The sequence below is a fragment of the Streptomyces sp. NPDC094147 genome, assembly GCF_044764265.1.
Lineage (GTDB): Bacteria > Actinomycetota > Actinomycetes > Streptomycetales > Streptomycetaceae > Streptomyces.
On sequence record NZ_JBIWHT010000004.1, the window covers coordinates 193649 to 213939 of the forward strand.

18 protein-coding genes and 1 pseudogene are annotated in these 20291 nt (G+C 69.2%); 15 read left to right on the top strand and 4 right to left on the bottom strand.

The genetic code is table 11. From position 1 onward, the window contains the following. The first annotated feature begins 254 nt into the window (after positions 1 to 254). Both ACIQ8J_RS09935 and ACIQ8J_RS09940 read left to right on the top strand, forming a co-directional pair. Positions 255 to 1856 carry an ABC transporter substrate-binding protein gene (locus tag ACIQ8J_RS09935; RefSeq protein ID WP_403265915.1) on the top strand — a complete coding sequence of 534 codons (1602 nt, stop codon included), beginning with the start codon at positions 255 to 257 and terminating at the stop codon, positions 1854 to 1856. A 78-nt stretch (positions 1857 to 1934) separates the two neighbouring features. Continuing rightward, positions 1935 to 3521, top strand: a complete 1587-nt coding sequence (locus ACIQ8J_RS09940) for an ABC transporter substrate-binding protein (protein ID WP_403266590.1) — start codon at positions 1935 to 1937, stop codon at positions 3519 to 3521. 154 nt (positions 3522 to 3675) lie between these two features. On the opposite strand, the gene ACIQ8J_RS09945 is transcribed toward ACIQ8J_RS09940, so the two are convergent. Both ACIQ8J_RS09945 and ACIQ8J_RS09950 read right to left on the bottom strand, forming a co-directional pair. Next, positions 3676 to 4347, bottom strand: a complete 672-nt coding sequence (locus ACIQ8J_RS09945) for a response regulator transcription factor (RefSeq protein WP_100577075.1) — start codon at positions 4345 to 4347, stop codon at positions 3676 to 3678. Between the two features lie 130 nt (positions 4348 to 4477). Beyond that, the gene (locus ACIQ8J_RS09950) at positions 4478 to 5335 is read right to left on the bottom strand and encodes a RecB family exonuclease (protein WP_403265919.1); all 858 of its coding nucleotides are present in this window, start codon (positions 5333 to 5335) and stop codon (positions 4478 to 4480) included. 179 nt (positions 5336 to 5514) lie between these two features. On the opposite strand from ACIQ8J_RS09950, the gene ACIQ8J_RS09955 reads away from it, so the two are divergent. From ACIQ8J_RS09955 to ACIQ8J_RS09965, 3 genes are all read left to right on the top strand, one after another. Beyond that, entirely contained in the window at positions 5515 to 6771 is a 1257-nt protein-coding gene (locus ACIQ8J_RS09955; RefSeq protein WP_403265922.1) for a site-2 protease family protein, read from the top strand. 71 nt (positions 6772 to 6842) lie between these two features. Continuing rightward, entirely contained in the window at positions 6843 to 7730 is an 888-nt protein-coding gene (locus ACIQ8J_RS09960) for a tRNA (adenine-N1)-methyltransferase (RefSeq protein ID WP_053723500.1), read from the top strand. A gap of 179 nt (positions 7731 to 7909) precedes the next feature. Continuing rightward, positions 7910 to 8488 carry a hypothetical protein gene (locus tag ACIQ8J_RS09965; protein WP_403265925.1) on the top strand — a complete coding sequence of 193 codons (579 nt, stop codon included), beginning with the start codon at positions 7910 to 7912 and terminating at the stop codon, positions 8486 to 8488. Between the two features lie 85 nt (positions 8489 to 8573). On the opposite strand, the gene ACIQ8J_RS09970 is transcribed toward ACIQ8J_RS09965, so the two are convergent. Further along, positions 8574 to 8852 (bottom strand): ferredoxin, encoded by a 279-nt coding sequence (locus ACIQ8J_RS09970; protein WP_403265928.1) that lies wholly within the window; start codon positions 8850 to 8852, stop codon positions 8574 to 8576. 240 nt (positions 8853 to 9092) lie between these two features. On the opposite strand from ACIQ8J_RS09970, the gene arc reads away from it, so the two are divergent. From arc to prcA, 6 genes and pseudogenes are all read left to right on the top strand, one after another. After that, on the top strand, positions 9093 to 10859 hold the full coding sequence (gene arc / locus ACIQ8J_RS09975) for a proteasome ATPase (protein ID WP_403265931.1): 1767 nt from the start codon (positions 9093 to 9095) through the stop codon (positions 10857 to 10859). A 234-nt stretch (positions 10860 to 11093) separates the two neighbouring features. After that, a complete protein-coding gene (dop, locus tag ACIQ8J_RS09980; RefSeq protein ID WP_403265933.1) occupies positions 11094 to 12605 on the top strand; it encodes a depupylase/deamidase Dop in 1512 nt (503 codons plus the stop codon). A 120-nt stretch (positions 12606 to 12725) separates the two neighbouring features. Next, positions 12726 to 12944 carry a ubiquitin-like protein Pup gene (locus ACIQ8J_RS09985; RefSeq protein ID WP_016325855.1) on the top strand — a complete coding sequence of 73 codons (219 nt, stop codon included), beginning with the start codon at positions 12726 to 12728 and terminating at the stop codon, positions 12942 to 12944. A gap of 112 nt (positions 12945 to 13056) precedes the next feature. Then, positions 13057 to 13248 (top strand): annotated as a pseudogene (locus ACIQ8J_RS09990) (endonuclease domain-containing protein); the annotation flags it as partial. After that, on the top strand, positions 13200 to 14045 hold the full coding sequence (prcB, locus tag ACIQ8J_RS09995; RefSeq protein WP_403265936.1) for a proteasome subunit beta: 846 nt from the start codon (positions 13200 to 13202) through the stop codon (positions 14043 to 14045). The pseudogene ACIQ8J_RS09990 and the gene prcB, both read left to right, overlap by 49 nt. A gap of 55 nt (positions 14046 to 14100) precedes the next feature. After that, on the top strand, positions 14101 to 14859 hold the full coding sequence (gene prcA / locus ACIQ8J_RS10000; protein ID WP_403265939.1) for a proteasome subunit alpha: 759 nt from the start codon (positions 14101 to 14103) through the stop codon (positions 14857 to 14859). A gap of 32 nt (positions 14860 to 14891) precedes the next feature. Here prcA and ACIQ8J_RS10005 read toward each other — a convergent pair whose 3' ends face one another. Then, the gene (locus ACIQ8J_RS10005) at positions 14892 to 15914 is read right to left on the bottom strand and encodes a LacI family DNA-binding transcriptional regulator (protein ID WP_403266593.1); all 1023 of its coding nucleotides are present in this window, start codon (positions 15912 to 15914) and stop codon (positions 14892 to 14894) included. 175 nt (positions 15915 to 16089) lie between these two features. Between ACIQ8J_RS10005 and ACIQ8J_RS10010 the strand changes: the two genes are divergently transcribed. The 4 genes from ACIQ8J_RS10010 (at position 16090) to ACIQ8J_RS10025 (ending at position 20279) form a co-directional block, all read left to right on the top strand. Next, complete coding sequence (locus ACIQ8J_RS10010) at positions 16090 to 17349, top strand: MFS transporter (protein WP_403265942.1); 1260 nt, start codon at positions 16090 to 16092, stop codon at positions 17347 to 17349. Positions 17350 to 17358: 9 nt separating this feature from the next. Further along, a complete protein-coding gene (gene pafA / locus ACIQ8J_RS10015; protein WP_188271644.1) occupies positions 17359 to 18720 on the top strand; it encodes a Pup--protein ligase in 1362 nt (453 codons plus the stop codon). A 136-nt stretch (positions 18721 to 18856) separates the two neighbouring features. Next, positions 18857 to 19867 (top strand): FKBP-type peptidyl-prolyl cis-trans isomerase, encoded by a 1011-nt coding sequence (locus ACIQ8J_RS10020; RefSeq protein WP_403265945.1) that lies wholly within the window; start codon positions 18857 to 18859, stop codon positions 19865 to 19867. Positions 19868 to 19907: 40 nt separating this feature from the next. Then, positions 19908 to 20279 (top strand): FKBP-type peptidyl-prolyl cis-trans isomerase, encoded by a 372-nt coding sequence (locus ACIQ8J_RS10025; protein WP_403265948.1) that lies wholly within the window; start codon positions 19908 to 19910, stop codon positions 20277 to 20279. The last annotated feature ends 12 nt before the right edge of the window (positions 20280 to 20291 follow it).

The window sequence follows — 20291 nt, forward strand, 5'->3', positions numbered from 1 at the left end:
GCGGGCCGCTATTTCTGCGCGCCGCTTGATTCCCTGTGCACCAGAGCCAGTTCCTGCTTTTCGCGCGGCGCCCACTAATCTCGTCGCGAGAACTTCGCCGCACCCTCATCTGCCCCAGCCGCACACCAAGCGACCAGGAGCGCAGGTCCGATCGCACATACCCGGCCCGATCGCCCCGCCCCGAACGGGCGGCCGCGGTGGAGTGTCCCGCCACAGCTGTACCCCCAAGTGCCGGACAAGGGAGATCGTCCAGGATGAACCGCAAGACTTTGGTGCTGCCGGCCGTAGTGGGCCTGCTCGCTCCCGTACTCGCCGCCTGCGGCGGATCGGCGAGCGGGGGAGGCGGCGGCAAGGCCATCGTCGTGGGCACCACGGACCAGTTCGTGGCAACCAAGGACGCCCCTGCCCCGCTCGACCCGGCGCACGCCTATGAGACGGGCATCTGGAACGTGATGCGGCAGACCACGCAGTCGCTGGTCCACGTTCCGCGCGGCGGCGGCGTGCCCGTCCCCGACGCGGCATCGTCCTGCAGCTTCACCGACAAGGAGAACGAGAGCTACCGCTGCACCCTGCGCAGCGGCCTCGAATTCGCCGACGGCACCAAGGTGACCGCCGACGACGTCAAGTACTCCATCCAGCGCGTGATCGCCATCAACGACGACAACGGCCCGGCCGGTCTCCTCGACAACATCGACACGATGGAGACCAAGGGCGACACCGAGATCGTCTTCCATCTGAAGACGCCGGACGCCACCTTCCCGTACAAGCTCGCGACGCCCGCCGCCGCGATCGTGCCGAAGGCCAAGTACGAGCCGAAGAAGCTCCGGAACGGCTTCGAGATCGACGGCTCGGGTCCGTACAAGCTCAAGGCCGAGCTCAAGGGCGACCAGGCGGTGAAGTTCACCTTCACCAAGAACCCCAACTACAAGGGTGACCTGAAGCTCTCCAACGACAAGGTCGAGCTGCGCTCCTTCCCGACCGCCGAGGCCATGGGCACCGCGCTCGGCAAGGGCGACATCGACATGATGACCCGAGCCATGACGCCGGGGCAGATCCAGCAGATGTCGGTCAGCCCGAGCAAGGACATCAACCTGGTCGAGATGCCCGGCCTGGAGATCCGCTACCTGGGCTTCAACACCGAGGACCCGTCGGTGAAGAACAAGGCGGTGCGCCAGGCGATGGCCCAGGCCATCGACCGCAGCTCGCTCGCCTCCAAGGTGTACGGCCCGAGCGCCGAGCCGCTGTACTCGCTGATCCCCACCTCGATCGCCGGCCACACCAACTCGTTCTTCAACAAGTACGGCGAGGCGAGCAAGGCCAAGGCCCAGGCCATTCTGAAGGCCGCCAACATCCCGACGCCGGTCAAGCTCACCCTCAACTACACCAAGGACCACTACGGTTCCAGCACCGAGAACGAGTTCCAGGTCCTCTCCGAGCAGCTGAACTCGACCGGCCTGTTCAGCACCACCATCCAGGGCACCGAGTGGTCGAAGTTCCGCCCGGCGCAGAAGAAGGGCGAGTACGCGGTCTACGGACTCGGCTGGTTCCCCGACTTCCCGGACCCGGACAACTTCATCGCGCCGTTCTTCGGCAAGGACAACTTCCTCAACACCCCGTACGCCAACGACGAGATCCGCAACACGCTGATCCCGGCGTCCCGGGTGGCCGCGGACCGCAACCAGGCCTCGAAGTCCTTCGAGCAGATCCAGGACATCGTCGCCAACGACGTCCCGGTCCTCCCGCTGTGGCAGGGCAAGCAGTACGTCGCGGCCCGCACCGACATCACCGGCACCGAATGGGCCATCAACTCCTCGTCCAACCTGCAGCTCTGGGAGCTCGGGCGGGGCAAGAGCTGACGTACGACCCGGCCGCGATCCCTTCCGTGCCGGCCGGCAATTTCCGTGGGTAGGACTGTGAGGCACGTGTACGTGAAGATGCGGAACCGATGGCTGACGATGCCGCTGGCGGCAGGCGTGGCGGCCGGTCTCCTGAGCGGCTGCGGTTCCCAGCAGGACGGCAACGGCTCGTCGGGCGGCGGCGGTTCGGTGGTCATGGGGATGTCCGACGACATCCTGGCCACCGACCCCGCCTCGGGTTACGACCCCGGATCCTGGCTGCTGTTCAACAACGTGTTCCAGTCGCTGCTCAGCTTCCCCAAGGGCAGTTCGACGCCGGAGCCGGAGGCCGCCCAGGCGTGCAGCTTTGACAAGGGCGGCTCCACGGTCTACCGCTGCACCCTGCGGCCCGGCCTCACCTTCAGCAACGGCGACAAGCTCACCTCGGAGGACGTCAAGTACTCCTTCGAGCGGGTGCTGAAGATCAACGACGCCAGCGGCCCGGCGCCGATGCTCACCACCCTGGGCAAGATCGACACCCCGGACGAGAAGACGGTCGTCTTCCACCTCAAGGTCCCGGACGCGACCTTCCCCAGCAAGATCGCCTCCGGTGCCGGTTCCATCGTGGACCACAAGGAGTACCCGGCCGGTAAGCTCCGCAGCGACGGCAAGGCCGTCGGCTCCGGCGTCTACAAGCTGGACTCCTTCGGCGAGAAGCAGGCCGTCTTCTCGGTCAACTCCTCCTACCGGGGCACCGTCAAGGCCAAGAACTCCGGCCTGACCATGAAGCTCTTCCACGGCGACCGCAAGGCCCTGGCCCAGGCGCTGGAGAAGGGCGACATCGACCTCGCCTACCGAGGCCTGTCCGCCAAGGACACCGCCGCGCTGCAGAGTTCGCCGACCGCGGACAAGCAGGGCGTCAACGTCGTCGAGGGCACCAGCGCCGAGGTCCAGGACCTGGTCTTCAACATGAAGGACCCGGTCGCCGGCAAGGTCGGCGTGCGCAAGGCGATCGCCTACCTCGTGGACCGCGAGGCCCTGGTGCGCACCGTCTACTCGTCCACCGCGAGCCCGCTGTACTCGGTCATCCCGAGCGGCATCACGGCCCACACCACCGCCTTCTTCGACCTGTACGGAGACAGCCCCCAGCCCGCCAAGGCGAAGGCGGCACTGCACTCGGCGGGCATCACCGGCAAGGTGAAGCTGACCCTGTGGTCCACGCCGAGCCGCTACGGACCGTCCACCGACGAGGAGTTGAAGGCGATCGCCGGTCAGCTCAACGCGAGCGGCCTGTTCGACGTGGACGTGAAGTCGGTGGAGTTCACGCAGTACGAGAAGGACGTCGAGGCCGGAAAGTACGGCGTCTACGTGAAGGGCTGGGTCCCCGACTTCCCGGATCCGGACAACTTCACGCTGCCGTTCTTCGGCAAGGGCAACGTGCTGTCCAACAACTACGCCAACAAGCAGATCACCGACGAGATCCTCCCGGCGACCGCGGGCACCGCCGACCGCGCGACCACGGAGGCCCAGTTCGCCCAGCTCCAGGACATCGTCGCCGACGAGGTCCCGGTCCTCCCGCTGTGGCAGGGCAAGCAGTACGCGGTGGCCCGTACGGGCATCACCGGACTGGAGTGGACGCTGGACGCGTCGACGGTCTTCCGCTTCTGGGAGATCAAGAAGGGCTGAGCACGGAGCACCGGGGGCTGAGGATCGGAGCCTCTGATGGGGGTCCCCCTGGCCCTTTGGGCCTTGGGGGAGATTGAGGAGCGGGCATCCGGGGGCGCTGTGCCCATCAGCGGCTCCGCCGCGGGCCCCGGAAGCTCGGGGAGCGACCCCGCCCTCACTGCGCGCCGGGCCGCACCAGTCCGCTCTCGTACGCGTACACCGCCGCCTGCACCCGGTCCCGGAGCCCCAGCTTCGTCAGCACGTGTCCGACATGCGTCTTGACCGTCGTCTCGCTGACGAACAGGTCCGCCGCGATCTCCGCGTTGGAAAGCCCGCGCGCCACCAGCTTCAGCACCTCGACCTCGCGGTCGGTCAGTGTGTGCAGCGTGTCCGGCACCGGCTCCTCGCCGGACGGCAGATGGTCGGCGTACTTGTCGAGCAGCCGGCGCGTGATCGACGGCGCGAGCATCGCCTCGCCGGCCGCGACCACCCGGATCGCCTGCACCAGCTCATGGGCGGGCGCGTCCTTCAGGAGGAACCCGCTGGCCCCCGCCTTCAGCGCCTCCACCACGTACTCGTCCAGGTCGAAGGTGGTCAGTACGAGCACCTTCGCGGGGCCGTCCTTGCCGGGGCCGCTGATCTGCCGGGTCGCCTCCACCCCGTCCATCCGGGGCATCCGGATGTCCATGAGGACCACATCGGGCTGGAGCGCCCGGACCTGATCGAGGGCCTGCAGACCATCACCGGCCTCGCCGACCACCGCGATGTCCTGCTCGGCCTCCAGGATCATCCGGAAACCGGTGCGCAACAGCGGCTGGTCATCGACCAGTAGGACGCGGATAGCCACGGGTACTCCTCATCGGGATTGCTGGACCGGGCCCATTCTGCCCTGCTCAATCACGGTGGGTTCGGCCGGGCGCGGGCCGAGGCGGCCGTGCCGCCCGGGGATCGCCCCCGGGCGCGGGCCCCGCTGGAACTCAGCCTGCCGATTCCGGGGCCGGGACGATGGACAGCGGGTATACCGGGGGAGTCCCGCCGAATTCGGGGCAGACCGCCTGATGGTCGCACCAGCCGCACAGCTTGGTGGGCCGCGGCCGCCAGTCACCCGTCTCGGTGGCGAGCCGGATCGCCTCCCACAGCGCGAGCAGCTTCCGTTCCACCTGAACGAGATCGGCCTCGACCGGGTCGTACGTCACCACATCGCCGCTGCCCAGGTACACCAGTTGCAGCCTGCGCGGCACGACCTGCTTCAGCCGCCACACCACCAGGGCGTAGAACTTCATCTGGAAGAGCGCGCCCTCCGCGTACTCCGGCCGCGGGGCCTTGCCCGTCTTGTAGTCGACGATGCGCACCTCGCCGGTCGGCGCCACATCGACGCGGTCGATGACTCCGCGCAGCCGCAGCCCCGACTCCAGCTCCGTCTCCACGAAGAACTCGCGCTCCACCGGTTCGAGCCGGGTGGGGTCCTCCAGTGAGAACCAGCGCTCCACCAGCCGCTCCGCCTCGCCCAGCCACTTCGCGAGCCGCTCGCCCTCCGCGTCCTCGGCGAACAACTCGGTGAGCTCCGGCTTCGACTCCAGGAGCCGGTCCCACTGCCCGGGGATCATCGACTTGGCCCGCGGCGCGGTGCGCTCGGCCGCCGGGTCGTCGAAGAGCCGCTCCAGGACGGCGTGCACCAGCGTCCCCCGCGTCGCCGCCTCGCTCGGCTTCTCGGGGAGTCTGTCGATCACCCGGAACCGGTACAGCAAGGGGCACTGCATGAAGTCGTTCGCCCGCGACGGCGACAGCGACGTGGGCTGCTGGGCGGCCGTGGCCCCACCGGTGCTCGTACTCATGACACAGACCCTACGACCCGCCACTGACAGCGAGCGGAATACCATCGACGGCAGGAGCCCTCACCCTGCATGATCGTGACATCGCACCATGCAGCGAACATTCGACCGGACGAGGAGAGTCCGGACGGGCTCCCGGGGCAGATTCCCCGGGGCAGACATCGTACCGACGAAGGGAACCCGTGGAAGACAGCGGCGAGAGCGGCAAGCGCGAACGGCCGCGGTCCGGCGCCAAGGACAAGAACCCGGGCGCCGCCTCCGGCAACGGCAAGCCGCCCCGCTCCGGGCCCGGCGGCGGCCTCCTGATGGGCCGCCCCTTCGGCGTGCCCGTCTACGTCGCCCCGAGCTGGTTCCTGGTCGCCGCCCTGATCACCTGGGTCTTCGGCGGCCAGCTCGACCGGGTGCTGCCCGAACTCGGCGCCGCCCGCTACCTGGTGTCGCTCTTCTTCGCGGTGGCCTTCTACGCCTCCGTGCTGGTCCACGAACTCGCCCACACGGTGGCCGCGCTCCGCTTCCAGCTGCCGGTGCGCCGCATCCAGCTGCAGTTCTTCGGCGGCGTCTCCGAGATCGAGAAGGAGACCGAGACCCCGGGCCGCGAATTCGTCCTCGCCTTCGTCGGCCCGCTGCTCTCGCTGGTCCTGTCCGGGCTCTTCTACCTCGGCATGAAGACCGTCGAGCCCGGCACCGTCCCCGGGGTGCTGCTGGCCGGCCTGATGATCTCCAACCTGATCGTCGCGGGCTTCAACCTGCTGCCCGGCCTCCCCCTCGACGGCGGCCGGATGCTCCGCGCCGTCGTGTGGAAGATCACCGGCAAGCCCATGAGCGGCACCGTCGCCGCCGCCTGGGTCGGCCGCGCCCTCGCCGTCAGCGTCCTCATCGGCCTGCCGCTGCTCACCCAGACCGGCGCCCTCGGCAACTCGCCCGACGAGGTCAGCGGCATGGACACCGTCACCGACGCGCTGCTCGCCGCCATCCTCGCCGCGATCATCTGGACCGGCGCCGGCAACAGCCTGCGCATGGCCCGGCTGCGCGAACACCTCCCCGAGCTGCGCGCCCGCACGCTCACCCGGCGCGCGGTGCCGGTCGAATCCGCCACCCCGCTCTCCGAGGCGCTGCGCCGCGCCAACGAGGCCGGGGCTCGCGCCCTTGTCGTGGTCGACGGGCACGGCGACCCGACCGCGCTGGTCCGCGAGGCCGCCATCGTCGGCGTGCCCGAACACCGCCGGCCCTGGGTCGCCGTCAGCGGCCTCGCCCAGGAGCTCACCGACGGCATGCGGGTCCCCGCCGAACTCGCGGGCGAACCCCTGCTCGACCTGCTCAGGGCCACCCCGGCCACCGAGTACCTCGTGGTCGAGGAGACCGGGGAGATCTATGGCGTGCTGTCCGCCGCGGATGTCGAGAAGGCCTTCGTAGCGGCCATGGCGCGGCCGGGCAGCTAGGGGGTGTCCGGCGGCGCCGCCCTGCGGCGGCCGTGGCGTTCGGGGCCTCGTACGGCCGGTACTCTGGTCGTATGTCCGAACCGACCGGTGCCGCCCGCCGTCGCGGGCCCTTCAAGGTCGGGGACCAGGTCCAGCTCACCGACCCCAAGGGACGCCACTACACGTTCACGCTCGAAGCCGGGAAGAATTTCCACACCCACAAGGGTTCCTTCCCGCACGACGAGCTGATCGGTGCTCCCGAGGGCAGTGTTGTCCGTACCACGGGAAACGTCGCCTACCTCGCGCTGCGCCCCCTGCTCCCCGACTTCGTCCTGTCCATGCCCCGCGGTGCCGCCGTGGTCTACCCCAAGGACGCGGGGCAGATCCTGGCCTTCGCCGACATCTTCGCCGGCGCCCGCGTCGTGGAGGCCGGGGTCGGCTCGGGCTCGCTGAGCGCCTTCCTGCTGCGCGCCATCGGCGACCACGGAATGCTGCACTCCTACGAGCGCCGCGAGGACTTCGCCGAGATCGCCACGCAGAACGTGGAGCGCTACTTCGGCGGCCCGCACCCCGCCTGGCAGCTCACCGTCGGCGACCTCCAGGACAACCTTTCGGACACCGACGTCGACCGCGTCATCCTGGACATGCTCGCCCCCTGGGAGTGCCTGGACGCCGTCTCCAAGGCGCTCGTCCCCGGCGGCATCCTCTGCTGCTACGTGGCCACCACCACCCAGCTCTCGCGCACCGTCGAGTCCATCCGGGAGATCGGCTGCTTCGCCGAGCCGCAGCCCTGGGAATCGATGATCCGCAACTGGCACGTCGAGGGCCTGGCCGTCCGCCCCGACCACCGGATGATCGGCCACACCGGCTTCCTGGTGACCGCCCGCCGCCTCGCGGACGGCGTGGAGCCTCCGATGCGCCGCCGCCGCCCGGCCAAGGGCGCGTACGGCGACGACTACGAGGGCCCCAACAAGGACTGACCCCAGTTCTGGCCCCGTACAACGAACCGGCGCCGCCGCCGAGTTCCCGGACCGACCCGGGAACTCGGCGGCGGCGCCTTTACGTTGAGCTGTTGCCCCAGTGTTCCGCCCGCCTGTGACGTGTGGCACGATGCTGGCCACCCCCACCACCCGCACCGCCCCCACAGGAGACCTCCCGCGTGCAGAATGCCGCCGTCCCTGAGCTCGCGCACACCCATGCCCGCCCCGTCCACTGGATCGCCACCGCCACCGCGATGGCCGCCGTAGTGGCCCTCGCCGGCTTCCTCCAGCCCGATGCGGCCAAGGCCTCCCAGACACCCCGCGAGCACGGCGCACCCCTCACGACGCAGGCCGCCCCCGACCCGGGCGCGGTCGTCCTCCCGCTCCGGTGCGGGACCGCGGGCTCGGTGGTGGAGAAGAAGTCCTCCGGCGACCTCGACGGCGACGGCGTCCCGGAGACGGTGGCCGTCGCGCACTGCCGGGCCGGCGGCGGCACCCCGCCCAGCGGCGTCTACGTACTCACACGGGGCGCGGTCGAGGGGGCTCCGCCTCGCGTGGTGGCGACGCTCGTCGACCCCAAGGAGAAGCAGACCGTCACCGACCTCGTCGTGCGGAACGGCGCGGTGACGGCGACGCTGCTCGGCTACTCCTCCGACGACGTGCCGCGCTACGAGCCCGACCTGCGCCAGCAGGTCAAGTGGCGCTGGCAGGGCGGGAAGTTCATCCGCTCGACCCAGGCCGCCGCGCTGGGCGTCTGAGCCGCAAAGCCGCCTGGCCCTGAGCCTCAGGGCCACCGGGCTGCGCCCCCAAGGCCACTGCGCGTAGCGGCCGGTAACCCTGCGCCTACTCCGCGTCGGGCCCGTACACCTCGACGCTGTCCGAAACCCGACGTACGTGAATGCAGTCTCCCGGGCACTCCTTCGCGGAGTCCACCACGTCCTGGAGCAGCGGCAGCGGTACGGGTGTTGTGGCCCCCGGAGTCTGCAGCAACTCGTCCTGGGAGCTCTTCACATAGGCGAGTCCGTCGATGTCCAGCTCGAAGACCTCGGGCGCGTACTGGACGCAGATGCCGTCGCCGGTGCACAGGTCCTGGTCGATCCAGACCTCGAGAGCCTCGTTCATGTGCCTGCCGTTCCTGCGCGAGTGAATCAATCGATGCCAGCCCTGACGGGTGTTGGCCCACTCGACGATAACAACCGCCCGCTTTCCGATGTTGTTGGGTGGGTATTCCCCTGGCGTGAGGGAGAGCGCAAGGGTGAAGATCGGACACACCCCGGAGTCTTTGTGATCTAGGGGTTTCAATCACCACCAGCCCAGGTAGGGTCAGGAAGCGTCCAGCTCCCCTTGGAGGAGGTGAGGACCGTGGCAGCCCACGACGACGACATCAACCGCGGCATCCGGCCCGGGCGGGGGTCTGAGGACCCAGCCGGCCAGGTTGCCTATCTAGAGCAGGAAATCGCCGTCCTGCGACGCAAGCTCGCCGACTCTCCGCGTCATACGAGGATTCTCGAGGAGCGGATCGTCGAGCTGCAGACCAATCTGGCGGGCGTGTCCGCACAGAACGAGCGGCTCGCCAACACGCTCCGCGAGGCCCGCGACCAGATCGTGGCGCTCAAGGAGGAGGTCGACCGGCTCGCGCAGCCGCCGGCCGGCTTCGGTGTCTTCCTGCAGTCCAACGAGGACGGCACCGCCGACATCTTCACCGGGGGCCGCAAGCTCCGGGTGAACGTCAGCCCCAGTGTCGAACTCGACGAACTGCGGCGCGGCCAGGAAGTCATGCTCAACGAGGCGCTCAACGTGGTCGAGGCCATGGAGTTCGAGCGTGCCGGGGACATCGTCACCCTCAAGGAGATCCTTGAGGACGGCGAGCGCGCCCTGGTGGTCGGGCACACCGACGAGGAACGGGTGGTGAGGCTCGCCGAGCCGCTCCTGGACATCACCATCCGCCCCGGCGATGCGCTCCTGCTGGAACCCAGGTCCGGCTACGTCTACGAAGTGGTCCCCAAGAGCGAGGTCGAGGAGCTCGTCCTCGAAGAGGTGCCGGACGTCGACTACGACAAGATCGGCGGACTGGGCAACCAGATCGAGCTGATCCGCGACGCGGTCGAACTTCCCTACCTCTACCCCGACCTCTTCAAGGAGCACGAACTGCGGCCGCCGAAGGGCATCCTGCTCTACGGACCGCCCGGCTGCGGCAAGACGCTGATCGCGAAGGCGGTCGCCAACTCCCTTGCCAAGAAGGTCGCCGAGGTGTCCGGCCAGCCCGCGGGGAAGAGCTACTTCCTCAACATCAAGGGCCCCGAGCTCCTCAACAAGTACGTCGGCGAGACCGAGCGGCACATCCGCCTCGTCTTCCAGCGTGCCCGGGAGAAGGCGAGCGAGGGCACCCCCGTCATCGTCTTCTTCGACGAGATGGAATCCCTCTTCCGCACCCGCGGATCCGGCGTCAGCTCGGACGTGGAGAACACCATCGTCCCGCAGCTGCTGGCCGAGATCGACGGCGTGGAGGGCCTGGAGAACGTCATCGTCATCGGCGCCTCCAACCGCGAGGACATGATCGACCCCGCGATCCTGCGGCCCGGCCGGCTCGATGTGAAGATCAAGATCGAGCGTCCGGACGCGGAGGCGGCCAAGGACATCTTCGCCAAGTACCTCAGGTCCTCGCTGCCGCTGCACACCGACGACCTCGCCGAACACGGCGGAGACGCCGACGCCACCACCCACGGAATGATCCAGTCCGTGGTGGAGCAGATGTACGCGGAAACCGAGGAGAACCGCTTCCTCGAAGTCACGTACGCCAACGGCGACAAGGAAGTCCTGTACTTCAAGGACTTCAACTCCGGCGCCATGATCCAGAACATCGTGGACCGGGCCAAGAAGATGGCCATCAAGGCCTTCCTCGACCAGAACCAGAAGGGTCTCCGGATCTCCCACCTCCTCCAGGCTTGCGTGGACGAGTTCAAGGAGAACGAGGACCTGCCCAACACCACCAACCCGGACGACTGGGCCAGGATTTCCGGAAAGAAGGGCGAGCGGATCGTATTCATCCGCACCCTCGTCACCGGAAAGCAGGGCGCGGACACCGGACGCTCCATCGACACGGTGGCCAACACCGGTCAATACCTGTAAAAGGCAGGCCGGCTGCGGATGCCCGGGGCGGGCATCCGCAGCCTACTGCTTTTCAGGCCATCAGCAGGCAAGAGCAATGACGGAATTGATCTCCCCACCAGCGCAAAGGCGTTCTAGGCTCTTCGGTACCGCCGAGTCGCGCAGTGCGGGGACGGGCACCGCACACGCACCGGAGAACCAGCGGTACTTGAGCGCCGCTCCCGCGGGGGAGCGCCGCCGGGCAAGGAGGGCCGCATGACCGTACGGCGAGTAATGGGCATCGAGACGGAGTACGGGATCTCCGTCCCCGGCCACCCGAACGCCAATGCCATGCTCACCTCGTCCCAGATCGTCAACGCCTACGCGGCGGCGATGCACCGGGCGCGCCGCGCCCGTTGGGACTTCGAGGAGGAGAACCCGCTGCGGGACGCCCGCGGCTTCGACCTCGCCCGCGAGGCCGCCGACTCCAGCCAGCTGACCGACGAGGACATCGGCCTCGCCAACGTCATCCTCACCAACGGGGCGCGGCTGTACGTGGACCACGCACACCCCGAGTACAGCTCACCGGAGGTCACCAACCCCCGCGACGCCGTCCTGTGGGACAAGGCAGGCGAGCGCATCATGGCCGAGGCCGCCGAACGCGCGGCCCAACTCCCCGGCGCCCAGCCGATCCACCTGTACAAGAACAACACCGACAACAAGGGCGCCTCGTACGGCACGCACGAGAACTACCTGATGAAGCGGGAGACCGCCTTCTCGGACATCGTGCGCCATCTGACGCCGTTCTTCGTCTCGCGCCAGGTCATCACCGGCGCCGGCCGCGTCGGCATCGGCCAGGACGGTCACGAGCACGGCTTCCAGATCAGCCAGCGCGCCGACTACTTCGAGGTCGAGGTCGGCCTGGAGACGACCCTCAAGCGCCCGATCATCAACACCCGCGACGAACCGCACGCCGACGCCGAGAAGTACCGCCGCCTGCACGTCATCATCGGCGACGCCAACCTCTCGGAGATCTCGACCTACCTGAAGCTGGGCACGACCTCCCTGGTCCTGTCCATGATCGAGGACGGGTTCATCAATGTCGACCTGGCCGTGGACCAGCCGGTCCGCGCCCTCCACCAGGTCTCGCACGACCCCGCACTGCAACACCTGGTCACCCTGCGCAGCGGCCGCACGCTGACCGCCGTGCAGCTTCAGATGGAGTACTTCGAGCTGGCGCGCAAGTACGTCGAGGAGCGGTTCGGGGCGGACGCCGACGAGCAGACCGTCGACGTCCTCGGCCGCTGGGAGGACGTCCTGAACCGGCTGGAGAACGACCCGATGAGTCTGGCGGGCGAGCTCGACTGGATCGCCAAGCGCGAGCTGATGGAGGGCTACCGCCGCCGTGACAGCCTCGGCTGGGACGCGGCCCGGCTGCACCTCGTGGACCTCCAGTACGCCGACGTGCGGGCCGAGAAGGGCCTGTACAACCGTCTGGTGGCCCGCGGCAGGATGAAGCGGCTCCTGGAGGAGCCCGCGGTCGTACGGGCCGAGACCAAGCCTCCCGAGGACACCAGGGCGTACTTCCGCGGCCGCTGCCTGGAGCAGTACGCGGACGACGTCGCGGCGGCCTCGTGGGACTCGGTGATCTTCGATCTGCCGGGCCGCGACTCGCTCCAGCGGGTGCCAACCCTGGAGCCCCTACGCGGAACGCGTAATCACGTGAAGGCGCTGCTGGACCGGTGCCGGACGGCCGAGGATCTGGTGCGGGTGCTCTCGGGCGGCTGAAAAGCCGCAGGTATGGGAATCACAGAGGTGGGCCCCGCACGTTGCACCAAGTGCGGGGCCGATGTCAGACCCTGCTTGTAGGGTCTGATCAAGGACATCGAACCGAGCGGGGTGAGGTAGATGGCGACCAAGGACACCGGCGGCGGCCAGCAGAAGGCGACGCGCTCCACCGAGGAGGTCGAGGAGCAGGCGCAGGACGCGCAGGCTTCGGAGGACCTCAAGGAGCGACAGGAGAAGTTGTCGGACGACGTGGACTCGGTTCTGGACGAGATCGACGACGTCCTTGAGGAGAACGCAGAGGACTTCGTGCGGTCCTTCGTGCAAAAGGGCGGACAGTAGTTCACGGATGTGAACAGCGGGGTCCGTCGTGGGAAGCCCGGGTCGGGGATCAGGGCTTCCCACGATGGCACCGCCGTGCCCCCGCAAGGGCAAGAGCGCAACCAGCCTGTCCGACCCGACCGTTCATGTGGATCACTCCCACGAGAGGGGTAGGGTCCCAGGCGTAATGTGCTTCAACTGCAATACGGCTATCGGCCTGTTGGGAGAAAACCCCGACATCCTCCGTCGGGCTGCCGCCTACTTGGAAGGAAACTCGTGGAAGCCAACACTCGTGGCACCGGGCGTCTACCAGCTGCCTTCCTGACGCCTGGCTCCTCCTCATTCATGGACTTCCTGTCCGAGCACTCGCCGGAGATGCTCCCCGGCAAGCGCACCCTGCTGCCCGTGCAGGGCCACATCGAAGCGCCGCACGGCACGACCATCGTCGCGACGACCTTCCCCGGCGGAGTCGTCCTGGCCGGTGACCGGCGCGCCACGATGGGCAACATGATCGCCCAGCGCGACATCGAGAAGGTCTTCCCGGCCGACGAGTACTCGGCGGTCGGCATCGCCGGCACCGCCGGCCTCGCGGTGGAGATGGTCAAGCTCTTCCAGCTGGAGCTGGAGCACTTCGAGAAGGTCGAAGGCGCCACGCTCTCCCTGGAAGGCAAGGCGAACCGGCTCTCCACGATGATCCGCGGCAACCTCGGCATGGCCATGCAGGGCCTCGCCGTGGTCCCCCTCTTCGCGGGCTACGACGTCGACCGCGAGAAGGGCCGGATCTTCTCCTACGACGTGACCGGCGGCCGCTCCGAGGAGCACGGCTTCGCCGCCACCGGCTCAGGCTCCATCTTCGCCCGGGGCTCCATGAAGAAGCTCTACCGCGACGATCTGACGGAGCAGCAGGCGACCACCCTGGTCATCCAGGCGCTCTACGACGCCGCCGACGACGACTCGGCGACCGGCGGCCCGGACGTGGCCCGCCGGATCTACCCGATCGTCACCGTCATCACCGAGGACGGATTCCGCAGGCTGACCGAGACGGAGTCCTCCGAGCTCGCCCGCTCCATCCTGGAACGGCGGCTGGAGCAGCCCGACGGCCCCCGGGCCGCTCTCCTCTGAGGCCCGCGCAGGCCCCGAGATGACCCCGCCACTGACAGAAAGGGACGGTTAGCCGGTGTCGACCCCGTTCTATGTCTCACCCCAGCAGGCCATGGCCGACCGTGCGGAGTACGCCCGCAAGGGCATCGCCCGCGGCCGCAGCCTGGTCGTGATCCAGTACGCCGACGGCATCGTGTTCGTCGGCGAGAACCCGTCCCGCGCGCTGCACAAGTTCAGCGAGATCTACGACCGGATCGGCTTCGCGGCCGCCGGCAAGTACAACGAGTACGAGAACCTCCGCATCGGCGGCGTGCGGTACGCGGACCTCCGCGGATACACCTACGACCGCCACGACGTGACGGCCCGGGGGCTCGCCAACGTCTACGCCCAGACGCTGGGCACCATCTTCTCCAGCGTCGGCGAGAAGCCGTACGAGGTGGAGCTGGTCGTCGCCGAGGTCGGCAGCACGCCCGAAGAGGACCAGATCTACCGGCTGCCGCACGACGGCTCGATCGTGGACGAGCACGGCTCGGTCGCGGTCGGCGGCAACGCCGAGCAGATCAGCACCTTCCTGGACCAGCGCCACCAGGACGGCATGTCGCTCGCCGAGGCGCTGCGGCTCGCCGTGCAGGCCCTGTCGAACCAGACGAACGGCGCCGAGCGGGAGATCCCCGCCGAGCGCCTGGAGGTCGCCGTCCTGGACCGGACGCGGCCTCAGCAGCGGAAGTTCAAGCGGATCGTCGGCCGCCAGCTCTCCCGGCTGCTCCAGGCCGACGTGGCCAAGACCGAGCCGACCGAGGCCCCTTCGGATCTTGAGGAGTCCGAGGAGGAGTAGTTCCGCGCCTCTTCACGCGCCCCGGTTCCGCGTCATGCGGGCCGGGGCGCGGCCGTTGAGCCCCGTACGGCGAGCGACACGGGCAGGTCCCCGGTCTCCGGCGGGCGTCCGTCGAGGACGGCGAGCAGTGCCGCCATGCCCCGGGCGCCGACCTGCTCGGCGGGCAGCGCGAGCGTGGTCAGCTCCGGCTCCAGTGCGGTGGCCAGGGTCAGGCCCTCGAACCCGGTGACCGACACGTCGTCGGGGATGCGCAGCCCCAGCCGGTGCGCCGCCTTGCAGGCCCCGGCGGCGAGGAAGTCGTCGTCGCAGACCAGCGCCGTGGGGCGCGGACCGGGCGCGCGAAGGGCCTGTTCGGCGGCCTCCCGTCCGGCGTCCACGCTGAGCGCCGCGTGCACGGTGCGCACCTCGGCGCCCGGCACCTCGCCGAGCGCGTCGGCCAGCGCCCGCGCGCGTACGACGAAGGTCCAGGAGTCCACGGCGGCCGCGACATGCACGAACCGGCGGTGTCCGAGGCCCAGCAGATGCTCCGTCAGGCGCCGTACGCCGTCCGCGATGTCGAGGTTGACGTGTGCGGCCGGGCCCGGTTCGGCGGGGTCGCTGTCGAGCATCACCAGCGGCAGGTCGCTGCCGCGGATCGAGGCGAGCGCGCCCGCCGCCATTGAGGAGGCGATGACCCCGTCGAGCGCGGTGCGCGCCGAGTCGAAGGGGTCCCGGGCCGGGCCGATGCCTTCGGGGGAGGGGTAGAGGACCACGCCGAAGCCGTGCTCGGCGGCGACGCGGGCCGCGCCGGCGTAGACCTGGGCGAAGAACTCGCTGGTCATGGCGGGCACCACGAGGAGTGCGGTCCTGGTGCGGCCGAGCCGCAGGCTGCGGGCGGCGAGGTTGGGGCGGTAGCCCAGCTCCTGCGCGGCCTGTCTGACCAGGCCCGCGGTCCGCTCGGAGACCCGGCCCCGCCATTTGTCGCCGAGCACCAGCGAGACGGTGGCCTGGGACACCCCGGCCGCGCTCGCCACGTCCCGGCTGGTGGGCCGGGTCCCGGCGGGCCGCCCGGACAGCGCGGCGCGGGCGGCGCGCACCCCGGCGCGGGCCGCCACCGATGCGGATTCCGGGCTGTCCGGGCTGGTCACAGGGCCTCCAGGGCGGGCGGTCGGCGGGCGCGGGGTGGACCCGCGGACTTGCCACATGGTACGTATGACCCCGGAAGTTATACGTAACACTTGAGGAGTGCCCATGGCGGCGGGATACGCGGAGATCCTTCGGACCCGGCATGCCGCGCGGCTGCTCGCGGGCACGCTCACCGGCCGGCTGCCCAACGCGACCGCCGCGATCGCGGTCGTCTTCTTCGTACGGGCCGAGGGCGGCAGCTACGCGCTCGCGGGCGCGCTGACCGCCGTGTACGGCGTCGCCACCGCCGTCGGGCAGCCGCTGCTCGGGCGGGCCGTCGACCTCTACGGGCAGCCCCGCGTGATGCTCCCCGCCTCCGTCCTGGCCGCGCTCGGCATGGTCCTGCTCGCCGTCGCCGGCATCGAACCGGTGGCCGTGGCGTACGCCGCGGTGCTCGTGGCCGGGCTCGCCACACCGCCGCTGGAGGGCGGGCTGCGAGCCCTGTGGCCCGGCGTGCTGGAGCGCGAGGACCAGGTGCACACCGCGTACGCCCTGGACGCGATAGCCCAGGAGGTGATGTTCACGGTTGGCCCGCTGCTGGTCACCGTGGCCATCGCGCTCTGGTCACCCGCCACGGCGCTGTTGCTGATCAACGCGCTCGGGGTCCTGGGCGCGCTCAGTGTCGTACTCTGCGAACCGTCCAGGACCTGGCGCTCGGCGCCCCGCGAGGCGCACTGGCTCGGCGCGCTGCGCTCGCCCGGACTGCTCGCGCTGCTCGGCTCGTTCTTCTTCGTCGGTCTCGCGCTGGGCGCCATCATCGTCGCCGCGTCCGCCTACGCCGACGACCACGGCAGCGACGCGATCTACGGCTGGCTGATGGCCGCCAACGGACTCGGCGCCCTCCTCGGCGGACTCGTCTACGGAGCCCGCAAGTGGAGGGGCGCCCCCGAGAAGCGGCTGCGGATCCTCGTGGCGCTGCTCGCCGTCGGCTATCTGCCGCTGACGCTGGTGCCCGGCGTCCCCGCGATGGCCGCGCTCACCGTGGTCTCCGGTCTCTTCCTCGCGCCGTCCATCGCCTGCGCGTTCATCGTCGTCGACCGGCACGCCCCGCGCGGCACGGTCACCGAGGCGTTCTCGTGGCTGGTGACCGCCTTCGGCGTCGGCACCGCGCTCGGTACGGCGGCCGCGGGCCCGGCGGTCGAACTCGGCGGAACCGGCGCGAGTTTCGCGGTCGCGGGCGGCGGCGGAATCGCCGCACTCGTCGTGCTGCTCGCCACCCAGCGGGTCCTCGCAGCTCCCGGGCATACGTGCGAGGTCGCGGGAGTTGATGAAAATGATCGAAACCGTGCTGTCGAACCCGGTTTCAGCTCAGGCCATCAGGCGTAATGTTCCCTCATGGACCGCCGCATTTTCGGGCTGGAGAACGAGTACGGCGTCACGTGCACGTTCAGGGGACAGCGCCGACTGTCACCTGACGAAGTGGCGCGCTACCTCTTCCGCCGTGTTGTGTCATGGGGCCGCAGCAGCAACGTCTTTCTGCGGAACGGCGCCCGCCTCTACCTCGACGTGGGATCGCATCCGGAATACGCAACTCCCGAATGCGACAACGTGACCGAACTGGTCACGCACGACAAGGCCGGCGAGCGCATTCTCGAAGGCCTGCTCGTCGACGCCGAACGCCGCCTGCACGAGGAGGGAATCGCGGGCGACGTCTATCTCTTCAAGAACAACACCGACTCGGCGGGAAACTCCTACGGCTGCCACGAGAACTATCTCGTCGCCCGTCACGGAGAGTTCTCCCGGCTCGCGGACATCCTCATTCCGTTCCTCGTCACCCGCCAGTTGATCTGCGGCGCCGGCAAGGTGCTGCAGACCCCGCGCGGCGCGGTCTACTGCGTCAGCCAGCGCGCCGAGCACATCTGGGAGGGCGTCAGCTCCGCCACCACCCGCTCGCGTCCCATCATCAACACCCGGGACGAACCGCACGCGGACGCCGAGCGCTACCGCCGGCTGCACGTCATCGTCGGCGACTCCAACATGTCCGAGACGACCATGCTCCTCAAGGTCGGTGCCACCGACCTCGTACTGCGCATGATCGAGGCCGGTACGGTCATGCGCGACCTCACCCTGGAGAACCCGATCCGGGCGATCCGCGAGGTCTCCCACGACATCACGGGCCAGCGCAAGGTGCGTCTGGCCAGCGGGCGCGAGGCCTCCGCCCTCGAAGTGCAGCGCGAGTACTACGAGAAGGCCGTCGACTTCGTGGAGCGCCGCGGCATCCGCACCGGCACCGTCGACCAGGTCCTCGAACTGTGGGGCCGCACCCTGGACGCCATCGAGGCGGAGGACCTCGACCGGATCGGCACCGAGATCGACTGGGTCATGAAGTACCAGCTCATCGAGCGGTACCGGGCCAAGAACAACATGACCATGTCGCACCCCCGGGTCGCCCAGATAGACCTCGCCTACCACGACATCCACCGCCGCCGGGGCCTGTACTACCTCCTGGAGCGCAAGGGCCAGGCGGCCAGGATCTGCAACGACCTGAAGATCTTCGAGGGCAAGTCGGTGCCCCCGCAGACCACTCGGGCCCGGCTGCGCGGCGACTTCATCCGCCGCGCGCAGGAGCAGCGGCGGGACTTCACCGTCGACTGGGTGCATCTGAAGCTCAACGACCAGGCGCAGCGCACCGTGTTGTGCAAGGACCCGTTCCGGTCGGTGGACGACCGGGTGGAGAAGCTGATCGCCGGGATGTGAGCCCCGACGAGCCGTCCCGACCGGGGGCCCCGCACGCTGTGGCGTACGGGGCCCCCGGGCATGCCGCACCCTTGTGGTACGGGAGTGGGGCCGTAGAGTGGCCGCTCCGACCATTCCAGCTACCCCGAGGACCACTGTGCGACGCCGACTTGCTGCCGCGCTCATCGTGCCGGCCCTGATGCTCACCGCGGCCTGCGGAGGAGGTGGCGACGGAGCGAAGAAGACGGACGCGTCCGCCTCCCCCTCCGACAAGGCGTCGCAGCCCGCCGCCCCCAAGCCGGTGTCCGATGCCTCGCCGATGCCCACCGTCGCGGGCGACGCGGGCAAGAAGCCCACGATCACCATCCCCAAGGGCGACCCGAGCGGGAAGTTCGTCGTCAAGACGCTGACCGAGGGCACCGGCCCCGAGGTCAAGAAGGACGACCTGGCGGTCACGAAGTACACCGGCAAGATCTGGAAGAGCGGCAAGGACCTCGCCGGCTCCTACGACCAGGGCGGCGCCCCGCAGGTCATCCCGGCGGGCTCGCAGACGTACATCCCGGCGTTCAGTGAAGCGGTGCTCGGCCAGAAGGTCGGCAGCCGCGTCCTGGTCGTCGCTCCGCCGGCCGCCGCGTTCGGCTCCGCGGGCAAGCAGGAGCTCGGGGTCGGGCCCACCGACAACCTGGTCTTCGTCCTCGACATCGACAGCGTGATGCCGAAGAAGGTGGAGGGCACGCAGGCGGCGATCCCGTCCAACCTGCCGCAGATCAAGGCGGACAAGGACGAGGCCGCCACGATCACCGTCCCGAAGAACGACCCGCCGAAGACCCTGGTCGACCAGGTCCTCATCGAGGGCAAGGGCGCCGAGGTCAAGAGCGGCCAGACCGTCTTCATGCAGTACAGCGGTGCCACCTGGAAGCCCAACGAGGGCCTGGACAAGGCGAAGCTGTTCGACACCTCGTGGAAGACCGGCGCCCCGTTCTCGACCGTGATCGGCCAGGGCCAGGTCATCGAGGGCTGGGACAAGGGCCTGGTCGGCAAGAAGGTCGGCAGCCGTGTCCTGCTGGTCATCCCGCCGGAGCAGGGTTACAAGGACAAGGCCCAGGGCGCGGACATCCCGGCCAACTCGACGCTCGTCTTCGTCGTGGACATCGTCGGAGCAATGTAAGACTGTTCCGGTTGCCCATAGCGATAAGTAGGAGCATTACGTGAGCATCGACAAGCCCGAGATCGACTTCCCCGAGGGTCAGCCGCCGGCGGACCTGGAGATCAAGGAGATCTGGGAGGGCGACGGCGCCGTCGCCAAGGCCGGAGACTTCGTCAAGGTCCACTACGTGGGAGTGGCCTTCTCCACCGGCGAGGAGTTCGACGCCTCCTGGAACCGCGGCAACCCGCTGGAGTTCAAGCTCGGTGCCGGTCAGGTCATCGAAGGCTGGGACCAGGGCATCCAGGGCATGAAGGTCGGCGGTCGCCGTCGGCTGACCATCCCCGCGCGCCTCGCCTACGGCGACCGCGGCGCCGGCGGTGCCATCGCCCCGGGCGAGACGCTGATCTTCGTCTGCGACCTGATGGGCGTCTGAGCCGCACCTCGA

What these genes read in the sequence shown, in the direction of transcription:
- ACIQ8J_RS09985 (WP_016325855.1), top strand. Translation starts at nt 12,726, where the DNA reads ATGGCGACCAAGGACACCGGCGGCGGCCAGCAGAAGGCGACGCGCTCC.
- ACIQ8J_RS10010 (WP_403265942.1), top strand. Translation starts at nt 16,090, where the DNA reads ATGGCGGCGGGATACGCGGAGATCCTTCGGACCCGGCATGCCGCGCGG.
- ACIQ8J_RS09940 (WP_403266590.1), top strand. Translation starts at nt 1,935, where the DNA reads ATGCGGAACCGATGGCTGACGATGCCGCTGGCGGCAGGCGTGGCGGCC.
- ACIQ8J_RS09935 (WP_403265915.1), top strand. Translation starts at nt 255, where the DNA reads ATGAACCGCAAGACTTTGGTGCTGCCGGCCGTAGTGGGCCTGCTCGCT.
- pafA (WP_188271644.1), top strand. Translation starts at nt 17,359, where the DNA reads ATGGACCGCCGCATTTTCGGGCTGGAGAACGAGTACGGCGTCACGTGC.
- dop (WP_403265933.1), top strand. Translation starts at nt 11,094, where the DNA reads ATGACCGTACGGCGAGTAATGGGCATCGAGACGGAGTACGGGATCTCC.
- ACIQ8J_RS09950 (WP_403265919.1), bottom strand. Translation starts at nt 5,335, where the DNA reads ATGAGTACGAGCACCGGTGGGGCCACGGCCGCCCAGCAGCCCACGTCG.
- ACIQ8J_RS09970 (WP_403265928.1), bottom strand. Translation starts at nt 8,852, where the DNA reads ATGAACGAGGCTCTCGAGGTCTGGATCGACCAGGACCTGTGCACCGGC.
- ACIQ8J_RS09960 (WP_053723500.1), top strand. Translation starts at nt 6,843, where the DNA reads ATGTCCGAACCGACCGGTGCCGCCCGCCGTCGCGGGCCCTTCAAGGTC.